Origin of the sequence: Providencia sp. PROV141 (assembly GCF_028481645.1) — a bacterium.
Lineage (GTDB): Bacteria > Pseudomonadota > Gammaproteobacteria > Enterobacterales > Enterobacteriaceae > Providencia > Providencia rettgeri.
In genome coordinates this window covers 30,666-48,788 of sequence record NZ_JAMPPR010000007.1, presented here as the reverse complement: position 1 = coordinate 48,788, position 18,123 = coordinate 30,666, and the positions used below count along the sequence as shown (strand labels likewise).

14 protein-coding genes are annotated in these 18,123 nt (G+C 41.8%); 6 read left to right on the top strand and 8 right to left on the bottom strand.

Features of this window, described 5'->3' with window-relative positions; translation table 11 throughout:
• Positions 1-32: 32 nt before the first annotated feature.
• Complete coding sequence (gene msrA, locus PSF09_RS05860) at positions 33-674, bottom strand: peptide-methionine (S)-S-oxide reductase MsrA (protein WP_210838039.1); 642 nt, start codon at positions 672-674, stop codon at positions 33-35.
• Positions 675-807: 133 nt separating this feature from the next.
• On the opposite strand from msrA, the gene tamA reads away from it, so the two are divergent.
• Genes tamA through PSF09_RS05845 form a run of 3 tightly spaced genes read left to right on the top strand, consistent with a single transcriptional unit; the run spans position 808 to position 6,674 of the window.
• Positions 808-2,550 carry an autotransporter assembly complex protein TamA gene (tamA, locus tag PSF09_RS05855; protein WP_210838037.1) on the top strand — a complete coding sequence of 581 codons (1,743 nt, stop codon included), beginning with the start codon at positions 808-810 and terminating at the stop codon, positions 2,548-2,550.
• Positions 2,547-6,323, top strand: a complete 3,777-nt coding sequence (tamB, locus tag PSF09_RS05850; protein WP_210838035.1) for an autotransporter assembly complex protein TamB — start codon at positions 2,547-2,549, stop codon at positions 6,321-6,323. The genes tamA and tamB overlap by 4 nt, the downstream gene beginning before the upstream one ends.
• Positions 6,324-6,326: 3 nt before the next feature.
• Positions 6,327-6,674 carry a gamma-glutamylcyclotransferase family protein gene (locus tag PSF09_RS05845; RefSeq protein WP_004907442.1) on the top strand — a complete coding sequence of 116 codons (348 nt, stop codon included), beginning with the start codon at positions 6,327-6,329 and terminating at the stop codon, positions 6,672-6,674.
• A gap of 142 nt (positions 6,675-6,816) precedes the next feature.
• Here the strand turns inward: PSF09_RS05845 and ppa are convergent, their stop codons facing one another.
• Together ppa and fbp are read right to left on the bottom strand one after the other, a co-directional pair.
• Positions 6,817-7,347, bottom strand: coding sequence for an inorganic diphosphatase (ppa, locus tag PSF09_RS05840; RefSeq protein ID WP_004905951.1), 531 nt, complete (start codon positions 7,345-7,347; stop codon positions 6,817-6,819).
• A 206-nt stretch (positions 7,348-7,553) separates the two neighbouring features.
• A complete protein-coding gene (gene fbp, locus PSF09_RS05835) occupies positions 7,554-8,561 on the bottom strand; it encodes a class 1 fructose-bisphosphatase (RefSeq protein WP_004907443.1) in 1,008 nt (335 codons plus the stop codon).
• Between the two features lie 163 nt (positions 8,562-8,724).
• On the opposite strand from fbp, the gene mpl reads away from it, so the two are divergent.
• Positions 8,725-10,107, top strand: a complete 1,383-nt coding sequence (mpl, locus tag PSF09_RS05830) for a UDP-N-acetylmuramate:L-alanyl-gamma-D-glutamyl-meso-diaminopimelate ligase (protein ID WP_272683617.1) — start codon at positions 8,725-8,727, stop codon at positions 10,105-10,107.
• Between the two features lie 102 nt (positions 10,108-10,209).
• Here the strand turns inward: mpl and PSF09_RS05825 are convergent, their stop codons facing one another.
• The 4 genes from PSF09_RS05825 to argR form a co-directional block, all read right to left on the bottom strand.
• Positions 10,210-11,385 carry an anaerobic sulfatase maturase gene (locus PSF09_RS05825; protein ID WP_272664543.1) on the bottom strand — a complete coding sequence of 392 codons (1,176 nt, stop codon included), beginning with the start codon at positions 11,383-11,385 and terminating at the stop codon, positions 10,210-10,212.
• A 1-nt stretch (position 11,386) separates the two neighbouring features.
• Positions 11,387-13,111 (bottom strand): arylsulfatase, encoded by a 1,725-nt coding sequence (locus PSF09_RS05820; protein ID WP_272683634.1) that lies wholly within the window; start codon positions 13,109-13,111, stop codon positions 11,387-11,389.
• A 120-nt stretch (positions 13,112-13,231) separates the two neighbouring features.
• Positions 13,232-13,633 carry a DUF6122 family protein gene (locus PSF09_RS05815; protein WP_272664542.1) on the bottom strand — a complete coding sequence of 134 codons (402 nt, stop codon included), beginning with the start codon at positions 13,631-13,633 and terminating at the stop codon, positions 13,232-13,234.
• Positions 13,634-13,720: 87 nt separating this feature from the next.
• Positions 13,721-14,191 (bottom strand): transcriptional regulator ArgR, encoded by a 471-nt coding sequence (gene argR / locus PSF09_RS05810; protein ID WP_004907450.1) that lies wholly within the window; start codon positions 14,189-14,191, stop codon positions 13,721-13,723.
• Between the two features lie 493 nt (positions 14,192-14,684).
• Between argR and mdh the strand changes: the two genes are divergently transcribed.
• Positions 14,685-15,623, top strand: coding sequence for a malate dehydrogenase (mdh, locus tag PSF09_RS05805; RefSeq protein WP_004905937.1), 939 nt, complete (start codon positions 14,685-14,687; stop codon positions 15,621-15,623).
• 72 nt (positions 15,624-15,695) lie between these two features.
• On the opposite strand, the gene PSF09_RS05800 is transcribed toward mdh, so the two are convergent.
• Positions 15,696-16,670 carry a LysR family transcriptional regulator gene (locus PSF09_RS05800; protein ID WP_115168095.1) on the bottom strand — a complete coding sequence of 325 codons (975 nt, stop codon included), beginning with the start codon at positions 16,668-16,670 and terminating at the stop codon, positions 15,696-15,698.
• 161 nt (positions 16,671-16,831) lie between these two features.
• Here PSF09_RS05800 and PSF09_RS05795 point away from each other — a divergent pair, with 161 nt between their 5' ends.
• The gene (locus PSF09_RS05795) at positions 16,832-18,118 is read left to right on the top strand and encodes an amino acid permease (protein ID WP_210838028.1); all 1,287 of its coding nucleotides are present in this window, start codon (positions 16,832-16,834) and stop codon (positions 18,116-18,118) included.
• Positions 18,119-18,123: the final 5 nt, after the last annotated feature.

The following is an 18,123-nucleotide window of genomic DNA, read 5'->3' as shown; positions in this document are numbered from 1 at the left end:
GGAAGATGAAATCACTGTATTAGGTTATTGATTTAGTTGTTTAATGAGGGTGGCAAACAGATACCAATTCCGCCTAATCCGCAATATCCATTCGGGTTTTTGTATAAGTACTGCTGGTGGTAATCTTCGGCAAAATAGAAAGTATCTAATGGCGCTATTTCGGTCGTGATTACACGTGTGTCATGCTGCGCTTTCATTGCATTTTGGTAAGCTTGCAGTGTGTCCATCGCTTGCTTATCTTGTTCGTCTGACACGGTATAAATAGCGGAACGGTACTGGCTGCCCATATCGTTCCCTTGGCGCATGCCTTGTGCGGGGTCATGGTTTTCCCAAAATAACGTCAATAATTGGGAGTAACTGATAACTTGCGGATCAAAAACAACCCGAACTGCTTCCGCGTGCCCAGTTCGTCCTGAGCAAACTTCTTCGTAGGTTGGGTTAAGGGTCACTCCACCACAATACCCCGCAGAAGTTGAATAAACCCCAGCTTGCTGCCAAAATAATCGTTCAACTCCCCAAAAACAGCCCATGGCAAAATACGCAATTTCCATATTCTTAGGAATAATCTCAATCGAATGATGGTTAAGCGCATGATATGGTGAGTAGGTCATAGCAGTTGCTCTGCCGGGCAGAGGTTGTGCAATACTTGCAGAGTGAAATTTATTAAAAGGCATAATGATTCCTATATATAGTGACCACACAAATAATCTAAAAATAGGGATAAAAACTTGTGTCTATGGCGAATTTTACTCAAAATAAATTGATATGAAGTATTTAGTCAATCGAACAATCACCTTAGGAGTAGGCGTGTCGAAATACCCTCTAATTTGTTTTCTCTGCCTAACTGCGGCAGTGCCAGTGGTACACGCAGCTAATCTTCGTCTTAATATTGAAGGCCTTGAAGGACAACTTAATCAAAACGTTCGCGTACAATTGTCTAATATATCGCAAGATGAAGTTGTGCCAAACGGTCGTTTTCGAGCCCGTGTTGAGAAAGCAATTAAAGAAGGTTTAAAGCCTTTAGGCTATTACCAACCCACGGTTGAATTTAGCTACGAAGAAAAAACACCCCCTGCTCGTTCTGTTTTAACCGCCAAAGTCACTCCTGGGGAACCTATTTTATTAAAAGGGGTGAATGTTGAATTACAAGGTGGCGCTAAAACGGACCCTGACTATGAAAAGATGCTCAAACAATATACGCCAAAGCTTGATACAGTTCAAAATGATGGTGAATACGAAGAATTTAAAGGGCGCTTTAGCAGTTTAGCCATTCGCAAAGGTTATTTTGATGCAATGATGGAGAAAAGCCAACTGGGTATTTCTCTTGACCACCATGCGGCTTATTGGGATTTTGATTTTAACAGTGGCGAACGTTATCGGTTTGGCGCCATTTCTTATTCAGGCTCACAAATCCGTGAAGATTATCTGAACAACCTTGCGCCTTTCAAAAAAGGGGAATACTACACATCAGAGCAACTTGCTGAATTTAACCGCCGATTAGCCGAAACAGGTTGGTTCTCTTCTGCGATTGTGACTCCGCGTATCGTGAGTGCCCGAAAAGATAACTCCTATGAATTACCGATGGAAGCGGTGATGACGCCTAGAGCCAAAAATTTTATTGAGCTCGGTGGGGGTTATGCAACAGATGTAGGTCCCCGAGTTAAAGCGACATGGAATAAGCCTTGGATTAACTCTCGTGGGCAAAGTTTAACGTCGAGTATTAGTTTATCCCAACCTGAACAATTAATAGATGCAAGCTATAAAATTCCACTAAAAGCGAACCCACTTGAGCAATATTATGCAGTTCAAGGGGGCTTTAAACGGACAGATTTAAATGATACGCAAGCGAATACAACAACCTTGAATGTGTCTCGTAACTGGGATTATTCATCCGGTTGGCAATATGGTGTGAATATGCGTTGGATGCTGAGTAACTTTACCCAAGCTAACGTGACGAATACGACGATGTTGCTGTATCCCGGGGCCTATGTGAGCCGAATTCGCCAACGTGGTGGTGTGATGCCAACATGGGGGGATAGCCAACGTTACTCTATTGATTACTCGAATAAAATTTGGGGTTCAGACATCGATTTTGCGGTGCTACAAGCTAAAAATGTGTGGATCAGAACGCCATGGGAAGGTCATCGCTTTATTGTTCGTGGAAATATCGGTTGGATTGAAACCAATGATTTCGATAAAGTTCCACCGGACTTACGTTTCTTCGCGGGTGGTGATGGTAGCGTGCGTGGATATGGGTATCAAAAAATCTCTCCAGAAGATAGCAAAGGTAAGCTGACAGGGGCATCAAAATTGGCCGTAGGTTCTGTGGAATACCAATATAATTTTACCGGAAATTGGTGGGGCGCGACCTTTATTGATAGCGGTGAAGCTGTTGATAACTTTAAGAATAATGATTTTAAAACGGGGGCGGGAGTCGGTATCCGTTGGGTCTCACCGGTTGGGCCAATAAAATTAGATTTAGCCAAACCTATTGGCGATCCAGATAATAACAAAATACAGTTTTATATCGGCTTGGGGACTGAGCTATGAGGTGGTTGAAGTGGCTAAAATGGACTAGTCTTTCCATTTTATTAATTCTCGTTCTGGTTGTTGCCGCACTCAGTTGGGTGATTGGAACGCAATCAGGTCTTCACTTTGCATTAAATACAGCGACACGTTTTGTTCCTGAATTAACAATTGATAAAATTGATGGTGATATTAGTAACTTAACGCTAAGTGGCGTTAAATATCAAATGCCAGGCATCGATGTTAATGCGGGGAAATTAAATTTAGCGGTACGTCTAGGTTGTTTAACCAGTCGTGAGCTATGTATCGACAACTTAGGCACGGAAAATGTCACTGTTACTGTCGATACCACCCAATTCCCCCCTTCAGAAGAAACGCCACCATCTGAACCACTGACTGAACTCAAGGCACCTTTGACCATTCGTTTGAATCAATTGGCTTTGGTTTCAACACACGTCAATGTGGATGGCATGGATATCGATTTAGCGAAATTTACCACAGGGGTAACGTGGGAAGGGAAAGCGATCACGATCATTCCAACCGACATCATTGATTTGGCGATTAATTTACCTGAAACCAAATCAGATGCCGTCGTTGAAGAGAAACAGCCAGACCCAACGCCGCTCGACGAACAAAAATCATTGGCAGACGAATTAAAAACGCTATTTTCTAAACCGTTACTCGCTGAATTACCAGAAGTTATTTTACCTGTTGATTTAAATGTTGATGGAATTAATGCTTCGAATTTTCAGTTAACGGGGGCGACTGAGCTCAAAATTAACCAATTGCACCTTAGTCTTTCGAATGAAGGGCAACAAGTTCTCGTTAAACAGCTAAAAGTCGATGCACCGCAAGGGAATATTGCGTTATCTGGCTCGGCAACTTTGCAAGATAAATGGCCAGTCTCATTATCAGTCGTGGGTGAAAGTCGTTTAGAGGATTTAGACGGGCAAAAAATAGATCTCTCCTTAAAAGGCGGTTTGATTGATGAACTAAAATTGGCCTTGAACTTACATGGGCCAATTAATGCAAAATTAGATGCAGAAACAGATTTGTCACAAGCAGACTTGCCGATTTTACTCACACTAGAAAGCGATAAGTTAACTTGGCCTTTAGTCGGAGAAGCGCAGTATCAATTAGATGGTACACGCATACGCTTGAACGGCCGCCCATCTGCTTATGACATGTCTGTACGTTCAGCTATCACTGGGCAGGATTTACCACCTTCGACCTTGCTATTAGATGCGAAAGGTAATGAAGAGCAAATTAATTTAACTCGCTTACGTTTAGTCGCTTTACAAGGTCATGCTGATATTACTGGCGTTGCGGACTGGAGCAAGGCAATTAGTTGGAATGCAGTATTGACCCTTTCAGGTATTAATACTGCCAAACAGTACCCTGAATGGCCTGCTAAAGTGGAAGGTAAAATTGCCACGCGCGGAAGTTTATATGGTGGTAGTTGGCAGTTGGATATTCCGGAAATTGTTTTAGACGGCAATGTTAAAAATAACCTGTTGAAAGCACGCGGTAAAGCCAAAGGTAATGCAGCAGGTCAATGGGATATCCCAGACTTTAATTTGGCACTGGGTAAAAACCATGTTGATGTAAAAGGCTCTCTTGCCGATAAATGGAACCTTGATGCCAAAATTAATGCTCCAGCACTCAATGGCTTGCTACCCGGCTTAGGAGGGGTGATTGCCGGTGATGTGAAATTACGTGGTAATTTACAGACACCAGAAGCCCTTGTTGACCTTACTGCACGCGGCGTGAAGTGGCAGGATGATCTTGCTATCGAGAATGTTGTTATCAAAGGAAATGTAGCAACAGGCGAGCAAATTAAAGGGGATTTATCTGTTGTTCTTCGTCAGTTGAAACAAGGTGATCTTGTCGTCAATAATTTAACTTTGGATGCGAAAGGAAGTGAAAAACAGCACTCGCTCAAGTTGAACATGAAGGGTGAACCGGTTTCTGGGCAATTAGCATTAGCAGGTAGTTTTGACCGTCAGACTGAAGTGTGGAAAGGGAATTTAACCAATACCTTATTTGATACGGTGGTGGGTGAATGGCGCCTAAACCAAGCGATGTCACTCAATTATGCCAACCAAACACAAGAAGTGACTATCGGCAGCCATTGTTGGGTCAACCCGAATGCTCGTTTGTGTGTACCAAAACCGATTAAAGCAGGTAAAAGTGGTAGCGCAGATATCGTGTTAGAACGTTTTGACCTCGCGATGATCAAACCCTTTATGCCACAAGATACTCGAGTCAGCGGCGTATTTACGGGTAAAGCTAATGCGATTTGGAAAGCGGATGGCAGTATGCCGCAAGTGAAGTTGGACTTGCGAGGAAATGACGTCAAAGCGGTTCAGTTTGTGGATGGCACTCGTTTACCTATTGCTTTTGATACCTTAACGTTAAGCGCGGGATTGAAAAATGGCAAGGCAGACCTTAACTGGTTGTTTGGGCTGACGAATAATGGCCAAATGCGTGGCAATATTCAAATTTCTGATATTGAAAAACGTCGCTTACTGTCGGGTAATGTTGAAATCAATTCAGTGACATTAGATTTAATCAAGCCGTTGCTGGGCCAGAAGGAAGTGGCGAATGGGCGCTTGAGTGCGAATTTACGTTTAGGTGGGTCAGCAAATAACCCATTATTAAATGGTAGTTTAGCGCTTTCGAGTTTAGAAGTGAGATCGGCAATGATCCCGTTTGATATCAAAAGCGGTCATTTAGGTATTAATTTCAACGGCACAAGCTCGGTAATGAATGGTCAGATAAACACGCCAGAAGGCTATCTGAACATTGATGGTGATGCAGATTGGCGCAATGTTAATGCATGGCGTGCAAAAGTCATGGCACGAGGTAATAACCTTCGAGTTTCTTTACCGCCGATGATCCAAATTGATGTTCAACCGGACATTGTATTTGATGCATCACCTTCGGTACTCACGCTAAACGGTACCGTCAATATTCCGTGGGCACGAATTACTGTTCAAGAACTCCCTGAGTCAGCGGTAAGCCCATCATCGGATGTGGTGATGTTAGATAGCAACTTGCAGCCAATTGAACAAAAAGCGCCATCTATCCCTATTCAGACCAATTTGGATATTAAAATTGGTAATGATGTTCGATTAGATGCGTTTGGCTTAAAAGCGCGTCTGACAGGTTTATTGAAAGTGGTTCAGAATATCCATGGTCTGCACATTAATGGCCAAGTGGATATTCCTGCCGGTCGTTTCCGTGCTTACGGGCAAGATTTGATTGTCCGTAAAGGCCAAATTCAATTCTCAGGGCCTGCGGACCAACCATTCTTAAACTTAGAAGCTATTCGTAACCCAGACAACACGGCAGATGGCGTGATTGCTGGGGTGAAGGTCACTGGGCTTGCGGATAAACCGAAAGTAGAAATATTCTCTGAACCGGCGAAAACACAACAAGAAGCACTGTCTTATTTATTAAGAGGAGAGGGCTTAGATAGTGGAGACGCAAATGGTTCACAAATGACATCTATGTTAATAGGCTTAGGTGTAGCACAAAGTGGGCAACTCGTGGGTAAAATAGGTGAGACATTTGGAGTCTCTGATTTAGCCGTCGATACCCAAGGTGTGGGGGATGGTTCTCAAGTCGTTGTAAGTGGTAAGATCACTAATGATTTACAAGTGAAGTATGGAGTTGGTATCTTTGACTCATTGGCGACGTTAACTTTACGTTATCGGTTGATGCCAAAACTGTATTTAGAAGCTGTGTCTGGTGTTAATCAGGCATTGGATCTCCTCTACCAATTTGAGTTTTAGATTATGCGTGTAATTGTTTATGGCAGCTTAAGACAAAAGCAAGGAAATCATCACTGGATGACTTATGCTCAGCTACTTGGCGAGCATAAGCTAGAAGGCTATGAACTGTATGATCTTGGATATTATCCCGCGGTTGTTAAAGGGGATGGGGCAATAGAGTGCGAAGTGTATCGAATCAACCCGTCCATTTTGACAGAGTTAGATGAGCTAAAGAAAAACTCTCAAGACTATGTGAGGGAGCTCATCCCAACGCCGTATGGCAACGCTTGGATTTATCTGTATAAACATTCTGTTGATGGTCTACGCCAAATAAAAAGTGGCGACTGGCTGAAACGTGATGAAGAAGTATAACGGCTCAATAGCCACTATCGAGTCGTAAAAATATGAAACGCCAGCAATATTGCTGGCGTTTTTTATCAACGAATTGGCTTGTTAGGGCCCATAAAAAAGCTCTGGTATTAACCAGAGCTTTCATAATGTTCCGAGAGGGAGATTATTTTTTTGCAGCGCGTTCGAAAGATTCGATGATCTCTGCTTTTGCAGACGCAGCATCTTCCCAACCATCAACTTTAACCCACTTACCTTTTTCTAAGTCTTTGTAATGTTCAAAGAAGTGAGTAATTTGAGCACGCAGTAATTCTGGCAGGTCGTTCACATCTTTAATGTGATCGTACTCTTTGCTTAATTTAGTGTGCGGAACAGCAACTAATTTTGCATCTTCACCAGATTCGTCAGTCATTTTCAGTACGCCAACAGGGCGGCAACGAATGACTGAGCCTGGTTGTAATGGGTATGGCGTTGGGACTAATACATCAACTGGGTCGCCATCTAGAGACAGGGTGTTGTTGATGTAACCATAGTTGCATGGATAGAACATCGCTGTTGACATGAAACGGTCTACAAACAGCGCACCAGACTCTTTATCAACTTCATATTTGATAGGATCTGCGTTCGCTGGAATTTCGATGATAACATAGATATCTTCTGGCAGATCTTTACCTGCCGGTACATTGTTCAGGCCCATTTAAATGTATCCTTTGTGTGAATAATGAATTTACCCTTGTTAACTTGCTGGAGGGCATCACATTTATGGCGGCCTTCAGACAAATTAAATACTCGGGTAGATAGCGTGGGGAACATTATAGCCGTAAAGAGGGGTAAAACTCACTAGTTGGTGAAAAAAAGGAACAAAAAAGGCGGGAAGCCCCGCCTTATAATTAATGAATTAGATTATTCCGTGTCAGGGAATTCACGCATAAATGATTCTGCTTTCTCTACCATCGACTCAGTTCCGACAAAGAACGGTGCGCGTTGGTGTAATTCGCTAGGCATGATATCTAAAATGCGGTTTGCTCCGTCACTGGCTTTACCACCGGCTTGCTCTGCTAAAAATGCAATTGGGTTGCATTCGTACAGAAGGCGCAGTTTTCCATTTGGATGGCTTGCGGTACTTGGGTAAATATAAATTCCCCCTTTGAGCAAGTTACGATGGAAGTCTGCAACCAAAGAACCGATATAACGTGTGGTATACGGGCGATTTGTTGCTTTATCTTCTTCTTGGCAATATTTAATGTACTTTTTAACACCCATCGGGAACTTGATATAGTTTCCTTCGTTGATGGAGTACATTTTCCCTTCTGATGGGAACATCACTTTTTCATGAGATAAGCAGAAAACGCCCAATGATGGGTCGTAAGTAAACGCATGTACACCAACACCAGTGGTGTAAACCAACATCGTTGATGAACCATAAACCACGTAGCCCGCAGCTACTTGGCGATTACCCGGTTGCAGGAAATCGGCTTCTGTAACCGGTTGACCAATCGGTGTAATACGATGGTAAATGGAGAAAATTGTTCCAACGGAAACGTTTACATCGATGTTCGAAGAACCATCAAGTGGGTCCATTAAAACAACATATTTTGCGTTTTCTGCGCGGTCTCCTTCGAAAATGACAATTTCGTCTTCTTCTTCAGAGGCGATACCGGCGACTTCTCCGCGTGCTTTTAAAGCCGCTTTCAGTTTTTCGTTTGCATACAGGTCAAGCTTCATCTGAACTTCACCTTGAATATTCGAAACACCGTTAGTGCCAAGAATATCGACAAGTCCAGCTTTATTAATATCACGATGGATAATTTTAGCGCCCAGTTTGATAGCTGATAATAAAGAAGTCAGCTCACCTGTTGCATGAGGAAAATCTTGTTGCTTTTCGACGATGAATTCGCCTAATGTTTTCATGACGAAGGTCCTGAATAAAATTGACAGAGGTTTTGCGGGGCATTTACCCTCGCGCGGGAAGAGTTTAACTAAATAAAAAAAAGATTAATAGGTTAATGCATTTATAAACCTGTTTTTGATGGGTAGAATAGTGACCAACCTCATGCTAATTGGATGAAAAAGAATGCACATACATATTTTAGGTATATGCGGTACCTTTATGGGAAGCCTAGCAATATTGGCCCGTTCTTTAGGGCATAAAGTGACAGGTTCGGATGCCAACGTGTACCCACCGATGAGCACATTGCTTGAAAATCAAGGAATTGAACTCATTCAAGGGTATGATCCGGCTCAGCTTGACCCAATACCGGATATGGTAGTGATTGGTAATGCAATGACGCGTGGTAACCCTTGTGTCGAAGCTGTGTTAGAAAGAGGCTTACCGTATACATCTGGCCCACAGTGGCTTCATGACCACGTGTTACCTGAACGTTGGGTACTGGCTGTTGCGGGAACTCATGGTAAAACAACCACCGCGGGGATGCTTGCGTGGATCTTAGAAGACTGTGGTTACAAGCCTGGTTTTCTAATTGGCGGTGTTCCAGGGAATTTTGATGTTTCCGCTAAGATAGGTGAAAGCCCGTTTTTTGTTATCGAAGCGGATGAGTATGACTGTGCATTCTTTGATAAGCGTTCTAAATTTGTGCATTACAGCCCGAAAACCTTGGTATTGAACAACCTTGAATTCGACCATGCGGATATCTTTGAAAACCTCGAAGCGATTCAAAAACAGTTCCATCATCTTGTCCGTATTGTGCCAGCCAGCGGCAAAATTTTCACACCTGACAACGACAATCATTTAAAACAAGTGATTGGAATGGGTTGCTGGAGTGAACAAGAACTGGTAGGTGGGGAGCATGGCGGATGGCAAGCAGAGAAGCTCAGCCACGACGGCAGCCACTTTGCTGTGTACTACCAGCAGGAAAAAGTTGGAGAAGTCACTTGGTCACAAGTGGGTAACCACAATATCCAAAATGCATTGATGGCGATTGCAGCGGCTCACCATGTGGGCGTTCCAGTAAAAGAAGCTTGCCTCGCTTTGAATAGTTTTATCAATGCACGCCGTCGCCTTGAGCTACGTGGTGTTGAAAATGGTGTCAGTGTTTACGATGACTTCGCACATCACCCAACCGCTATTTTGGCAACGTTAGAAGCACTTCGCAGCAAAGTTGGCGGAACTTCACGTATTCTTGCGGTGCTCGAGCCTCGCTCGAATACGATGAAAATGGGTATCAATAAGAACGATATTGCGCCTGCGCTAGGCCGTGCAGATGAAGTATTTCTGTTCCAACCTACCAATATCCCTTGGATGGTGACAGACATTGCTGAAAAATGTGTCCAACCCGCGCGTTGGAGTGCCGATATTGAGGCATTCACCAATATGATTATTGAAACCGCACAGCCGGGCGATCATATTTTGGTGATGAGCAACGGTGGCTTCAGCGGCATTCATGGCAAATTACTCGCAGGTTTGAAAGCCAAATCAGAAACAGAGCAAGATGATTAATGGCCTTTTAATCATTTAGAAAATAAACCCCCAGCATCAATGAGTCGTCTAGCGTTATAGAGTCGTTCATTGGTGAAGGGGGTTTTATTATTAACTGAGAGACTAAAACATTATTGCCTGCCGCCATTGTTGCACACCCCGCATACTGCGTTCGTATTTTCGTAGTGGGGCCATCACTGCATCAAAAAATCGAAAATAACCATCACATAGCGCATTTTTCCCTGTTGAATTGATATGCGCAGGGCAGCCACCTTGGCAAACGCTCTTTACAGTGCAGGATTGGCATTCTCTGCGGGTACTTTTATTTTGCCCAAAAGGGAGAGAAATAGAGTTGGAGACCTGTTCACTAAATGGTGTTAGTTCTGAAAAATGCCCCAAATAATGACTGGCGTTCATTTGGTGATCACAGGCAAATATTTCGCCTTGCGTTTCCATGATTAAGTTAGTCCCACAGCGCTCTGAATGGACGCAAGTTTGGCTTACATAAGTAAAATATTGGCTATATACCTGTTCAATATTCATCACAAATACTTGGCCAACATGGTTTTGGGACTGCCAGCGTGAATAAATATTTGTCAAAAATTGCCCCCAATTATGAGCAGACAACGTAAAATGATGCTCAAGTGCACTACCTTCAGCCATTAACGGTTGAAATTGAATGAATTTCACACCTAACTGAGTGAAGTGGTCGTAAATAGTTACGGCTTGGTTGGCAACCGCATCATGAACAACTGTCAGAATATTAAACTCAATGCCAAACTCTTGTAATAATCGAATACCTTTTAGGACGGCTTCATAACTTCCTTGTTGGCCTTTCTTATCTAAACGATAACGGTCATGAATTTCTTTTGGTCCATCTAAGCTGACACCAACAATAAAATCATGCTGTTTTAAGAAGCGGCACCATGCAGGAGTGAGCAAGGTGGCATTAGTTTGTAAGCTATTGGAAATTTTGACCTGACTTGGTGCATATTTTTGCTGCAACGCAATGGCTTTTTTATAGAAATCTAACCCTGCAAGTAAGGGCTCTCCACCTTGCCATACAAAGTTAATTTCTTTGCTGTAGGCAGGTTGTGATGCGATATAGTGACGGATAAAAGGTTCTAACATCTCTTTTATCATAGGTTTAGATCTCGCTAGCTGATCTTCCGGGTAATAACAATAATCACATTTAAGATTACAGCCAGCGCCAACGGGTTTAAGCAGAATATGAAAGGGAACGGCCGCTCGTGTGGGCGGCGAAAATATCGGCGGGTTATCATGAAAGGCAATTTTCATGTTATTCCCCTGATTGAGTTAGTGCTGGCACAATGCGCTTATGTGTTTCGGGGTCAATACCAAGGTAATGGCCCGTTTTTTCGTTATAACCAATATAATCAATCGCTTCCCCTTTAGCCTCAATAACCATTCCTGTTTTGGAAAACTGTTCATATTGCTGGCGAAGTTTTTCAAGAATGTCAGGGTACTGTGCGGCAAGGTTTTGCGTTTCCAGCGGGTCGTTTTTTAAATTAAATAGCTCCCATGGTGCCATTTTTGCTTTAGCCGAGGTAGGGACAAGGCGTCGTAGTTTCCAGTCACCTTCAACTAAGGCTGCTTGGTTATGTAATTCCATAGCAAATGAATAACGCGTTTTTACTGGGATATTTTGAGTAAAATGCTGTTTAAAGCTAACGCCTCGAACAGGCACAGGGGTGATATCTTTAATCTTTTTATTAGGATCAATACCCGCAAATTCATATAGAGTTGGAGCGATGTCATAAACGGCCATCGGAGTATTATCAATACTTCCTGCTTTATTGATACCGGGACCTGTGATGATTAAATCGGTGTTAATCCCACCTTGTGCGCTGGTGGTTTTGTGGAAGTTTGCATAGGGTGCATTGCTGACATTGGCCCAATGAGGTCCCGCAGAGACAAAGGAATTTTTACGTCCTAAGTTTGCGTAGCTATTATCAAACTGCTGCCAAAATGCAGAATCGCCCTCGTAATAAAAGCCTTGAGCTGGGTTAGCCCCATTGTCTGTCGCAAAAATAATAATCGTATTTTTATCTCGGCCAGTTTCTTTTAATGTATTGAGTACATTGCCAATTTGCTCGTCCATATTGGCAATCATTGCCGCATAGACTTGCATTGTCTTAGCTGCATAACGCTTTTCTTCAGGTGTTAGCTGTTCCCATTCTTTGTCTAAATCAAGATGAGGCATGGGGGTTTTATCTGTGATAATCCCGATTTCTTTTAACCGATTGATGCGCTGTTGATAAATTTTTCCATAGCCTTCATCATATTGGCCATCAAAACGTTGGATCCACTCATCTGGCGCTTGCAGAGGGTCATGAGGGGCAGTAAAAGCCAAATAGGCAAAAATAGGTTGGTCACTAGGGGTTTCTTTTATCCACTCTTCAAGTTGTTTTGCGTAGGCTTCACTGGAATAAAAGTTTGCAGTTAACGGTGTTTTTTCACCATTTAATGTGTAATAAGTGTGGAAACTTTCGACCGTTCCTAGCGGGACGGCATCATCAAAGTGGCTAGTCCCTCCGCCCATAAAGGCAAAGGCTTGGTTGAATCCTCTATCTGTTGGCCGCGAGCCATGGCTATAACCTAAGTGCCATTTACCGGACATCAAAGTATTATAGCCTGCATCTTGGAAGCGCTCAGCCAAAGTGACAACACGGTCAGTAAGCCGTAATTCATAGCCGGGCTCACCAACCGTATTCTCATACCACCACATTCCACCAATCCCCGCTTGTTGATTAGTTGCGCCAGTGAGCAACATGGAACGAGCGGGTGCTGACATTGGGGAAGTATAATACTGGCTCATCCTGACACCTTGTTCGGCCATAGTCTGCAAATTGGGTGTAGGAATTTCCCCTCCGAATGGGCTGATATCGGAGTAGCCCATATCATCGGCAATAATGATTAAAACATTCGGTTGTTCAGGGGGAGCGCTGTAAGCGAAATTCGATATTGCGCTACTCAATGCAATAGCTAAAAGTGTTTTTTGAATCATTCAGCAACCTTTTAATGTTAATAAATTGTTTAATTAACATTAAGTATTGTCGCGGTAGATGACTATCGTTCTTTGGAATTATACCTGCAGTAATAAATCAAAAGCGCACTCATTTTATCATGAGGAAACGGAAGTAGGGCATTGTTGTATTGTTAAGCTCAATGTAATTGGAGCATTCATTTCTTTTTTTAAGCTTCCCATATAACAATCTAGTGAATCAGTAAAAAGGTGGAATAAACAACCAACGGCAATGGCTTTAAGTTTCCATGATGGCATGAATAATAGCACTACATAGATAACGGCAGCCCAAAAAGAATGAAGCGGGTGGAATCCAATACCACAACGCTCTGGGTCGAAAATCGGATCAGCCAGCAGATGATCTAAGTCGATAGCCATCGTGGCAATCATAATCAGGGCGGCTAGTTTCCAATTTTTTCGCCAAAACAGGTAACCAAAGGCAATTGGCATTAGAAAATGAAAGCCGTAGTGTATGAAGTTACGGAAAATATCAAATAGCAAAATGATGTCTCAAAATCGAATAGAAATAGATAAAAACAAGAAGAGGGAAATTGAATTTCCCTCTTCTGATGCTTAAATTAGTATGGATTAGAGCTCTTGTTCAAACAACGCTAAAATCGCTTCATATAGCTCTTTTGTGGTAAAATTGTTTGCTGGCGTTGAGAAGATTGTATCATCACCAGCAATACTACCTAAAATTCCTTCCGCTTTACCTAATGAATCTAGCAAGCGTGCAATAAGCTGTGCAGCCCCTGGGCTCGTTCTGATTACGACAACAGAAGGGTTATAGTCTATATCTAAAACCAAATTTTTGAGCGGGCTGGTGGCGGTAGGGACACCGGGCTCAGTAGGTAAGCAATATACCATTTCCATTTTTGCATTACGGGTGCGAACAGCACCAAATTTAGTTAGCATTCTGGAAATTTTTGATTGGTTAATATTTTCGAAGCCTTCTTCTTGCAAAGCCGTGACGATCTCAGCTTGCGAGCTAAATTTTTCTTCTTTAAGTAGGGCTTTAAAAGCCTTAACCAAGTCTTCTTGTTTAGACGGAGTGCGCATAATTAACCCATTCTTTTGCATTTAACTAAGTTGTATTATCCGTAAAAGTGCATTTTTATGCAACAAAATTGCGTTATGATGATTTTATAACCAGTGAGTAACTTAAAGTTAGGTAAGCACATTTTGAGTTGATAGCCAGAAGTATTTATTTATCGTAAATTATGGGAATGAAAAATTAGCATAATAGAACAATGAATTTTTCAGATATTCATTGTAAATTTATTGTTAACAAAAATGTTTTTGATTGAATAATATACACTAAAAACAACTTATTGTGCGAAATGCAATAGCCGGAAAAACTATTTGTTAAAAAAGTGCCCGTTATCTCATTAACAGATAAGGAATTTGTTTAGAATACTGGTAATTATTAAACAAGCTCTCTTGCGTTAAACTCTCTCTCTATCTGTTAACAAATTGTTTTTTATACGTAATGTGTTAAGTGTATAACAAATAAAGTGATATCTTTTTAAAGTACAAATTAAGGAGTTTCAGAATGAAAGTTGCAGTCCTAGGTGCAGCAGGTGGTATCGGTCAGGCTCTCGCCCTTCTTCTCAAAAACCAGCTCCCAGCAGGTTCAGAACTCTCCCTCTACGACATCGCACCAGTCACTCCAGGTGTTGCTGCTGACTTAAGCCATATCCCTACTGATGTGAAAGTGACAGGCTTTGCTGGCGAAGATGCAAAACCTGCATTGAAAGGTGCTGACATTGTCCTTATTTCTGCGGGTGTTGCTCGTAAACCAGGTATGGATCGTTCTGACTTATTTAACATCAATGCGGGTATTGTCCGTAACCTGATCCAACAAATTGCTGAAACTTGTCCTAAAGCATTGATTGGTATTATCACTAACCCAGTGAATACCACCGTTGCTATCGCTGCAGAAGTCCTGAAAAAAGCAGGCGTCTATGATAAAAACCGTTTATTCGGTGTGACGACATTAGATATCATTCGTTCTAATACGTTTGTTGCTGAATTAAAAGGCAAAAATGTTAATGATCTCGAAGTGCCTGTGATCGGCGGTCACTCTGGCGTGACTATCCTGCCACTGTTATCTCAAATTGAAGGTGTTAGCTTCACTGACGAAGAAGTTGCCGCGTTAACTAAACGTATTCAAAATGCAGGTACAGAAGTCGTTGAAGCGAAAGCGGGTGGCGGGTCTGCAACTTTATCTATGGGCCAAGCGGCTGCACGTTTAGGTTTATCTTTAATTCGTGGTCTCCAAGGCGAAAGCAATGTGGTTGAATGTGTTTACACCGAAGGTGATGGTGAACATGCTCGCTTCTTCGCACAACCTGTTGTTTTAGGCAAAAACGGTATCGAAAAGCATTTACCAATCGGTAAATTAAGTGCATTTGAAGAAAAAGCACTGAAAGATATGCTAGATGTATTAAAAGCAGATATCGAATTAGGTGAAAAATTCATTAATGGCTAATGCCAATTAATTTTTCCTAATAGTAAAAGGTTGAGTATCGTTTTGAACTCAACCTTTTTTATTGGTCAGTCATCATGAAGCATGCTGCCGCATCCAGTGGTCCCAATGCGGATCTGATGGTATTTTCTCTACTAAAAAATCAATAAATGTCCTGATCTTAGGTGAGTGAGTGTGGGCTGGGTGGTATAAGGCATATAGGGCAAATGGAGTGGATTTAGGGTCATAATCCAATAAGACAGGGAGCAATTCCCCGTTTTCAATATAATTGCCTAGCATGTAAGTAGGCAAACAAACGATACCTTGATGGCAGCGAGCTGCCTCCAATAACCCTAAGCTACTATTTACCTCAATCATATTATTAATTTCGAGAGGATATGCGCTGCCGTCTTTATCCGTCATGCGCCAAGTGTCAGGAATATTTGGGTTAATTAAACAATTGTGTGATGCAATATCGGCAGGGGATTGAGGAATACCATATCGTTCGAAATAAGTACGGCTCCCACAGTATACCCAATTAATATTACAAATTTTTCGTAATGCAAAGTTTTCGGGGGGATGGCTGGTAATTCGTAACGCAATATCAAAATCGACTTCATTTAAATTAATGAGCTCATCATTAAGGTCAACAGACAAACTTACTTTAGGATTGGTCTCGCGATATTCACTGTATATTTGCATTAAATGACAAACACCAAATGCAATAGAACAGGTAATTTTTAATTGCCCTTGAGCGTGTTGATAGAAGCTGGCGGTATTGATGAGTGAATCATCGAGATCGGCCAATAAGTTTTGCGATCGTTGCAATAAATAGCGCCCTGCATCCGTTAAAATAAAATTTCGCGTTGTGCGCTTTAGAAGGACAACCCCCAACTGATCTTCGAGTTGTTGAAGGCCTCGACTAACTGACGATGGTGTTACATTCAGCTTCTTAGCGGCAAGGCTGAAACTATTGCATTCGACGATTTTAATGAATAGCTCTAAATGCCGAAAAATCGCGTAGCTGTCAATTTTTGCTTTAAACGCAAAAGTGTTTTTATTTATTAGCATTGTCATGCCCTATTAAACCCGTTTATTCCAGCATACTATAATTGTGAATTTATCGCAGTTTACTCATGCCACACCAGTTTTAAAAAGAAACGTAGCTCCTACACAATAATGTTGTTCCTAACTTTTTTAATAATTAAATCTATAACGTTGAGGAATAGACTATGTCTAATAGTATTCAGGCAAGTGCAGATAATCCGATTAATACGAAAAAGATCCCCTTTACAAAATATGATGTTGGTTGGGTTATTTTATGCATTGGCATGGCAATTGGTTCAGGAATTGTTTTTATGCCTGTGCAAATTGGTATCAAAGGTATTTGGGTCTTTATTGCAGCGACAATGCTTTCTTATCCAGCAATTTATTGGCTACAAAATTTATATCTAAGAACATTATCAGAATCTGAAGAATGTAATGATTACGCGAGTGTTATTACACAATATTTGGGGAAAAACTGGGGGATAGCATTAGGAATTGCCTATTTCTTGATGTTATTGCACGGGATGTTTTCTTACTCGCTGGCAGTCACCTTCGACAGCGCTTCCTACATTAAAACGTTTGGATTAACGGAAGGGTTGTTATCCGATTCTGTTTGGTATGGGCTGATTATTATTTCGGTATTAGTCGCCATTGCTGCACAAGGGGAGCGGTTACTGTTTAAAGTCTCTGGTCCAATGGTTATTGTAAAATTCGGTATTATCGTGCTGCTCGGCATAGTGATGGTGCCGTATTGGAATTTTGCGAATATTACGGCTTTTCCTGATTTTCTCCCATTTATGCGAGATGTTTTTTTAACACTTCCATTTACTCTATTTTCTATATTATTTGTGCAAATATTGAGCCCCATGAATATTGCGTATCGTAAAGTAGAAAGTGATAAACGCATTGCGACATATCGTGCAATACGTGCCAACCGGGTTGCGTATATTATTCTCGCTGTGGCAGTTTTGTTTTTTGCTTTTTCTTTTACCTTCTCAATTAGCCATGAGCAAGCGGTATCGGCTTTTGAACAAAATATTTCAGCATTAGCGATTGCGGCGCAAGTGATACCAGGTGCCGTTGTGAAAGTAATGACCGCATTACTCAATATTTTTGCTATCTTGACGGCATTCTTGGGAATTTATTTAGGCTTCCAAGAAGCGATAAAAGGCATTGTTGTCAATCTACTGAGTCGATTTATTCCTGAAGAACGTATTAACCAAACAGTGCTACATTATGGGGTATGCTTAGGCGTTATCATTGCACTGTGGTTTTGGGTTTCAACACGGTTCTCAATTCTGTTTTTTATGCAACTTGGTGGCCCATTGTTTGGTATCGTTTCTTGCTTAATTCCTTGCTATCTGGTTTACAAAGTCCCTGCATTACACAAATTTAAAGGCCCAACAGTGTGGTTCATCATTTTCTTTGGTGTGCTGTTATGTCTATCTCCATTCTTTAAATTTTTCGAATAAATAAT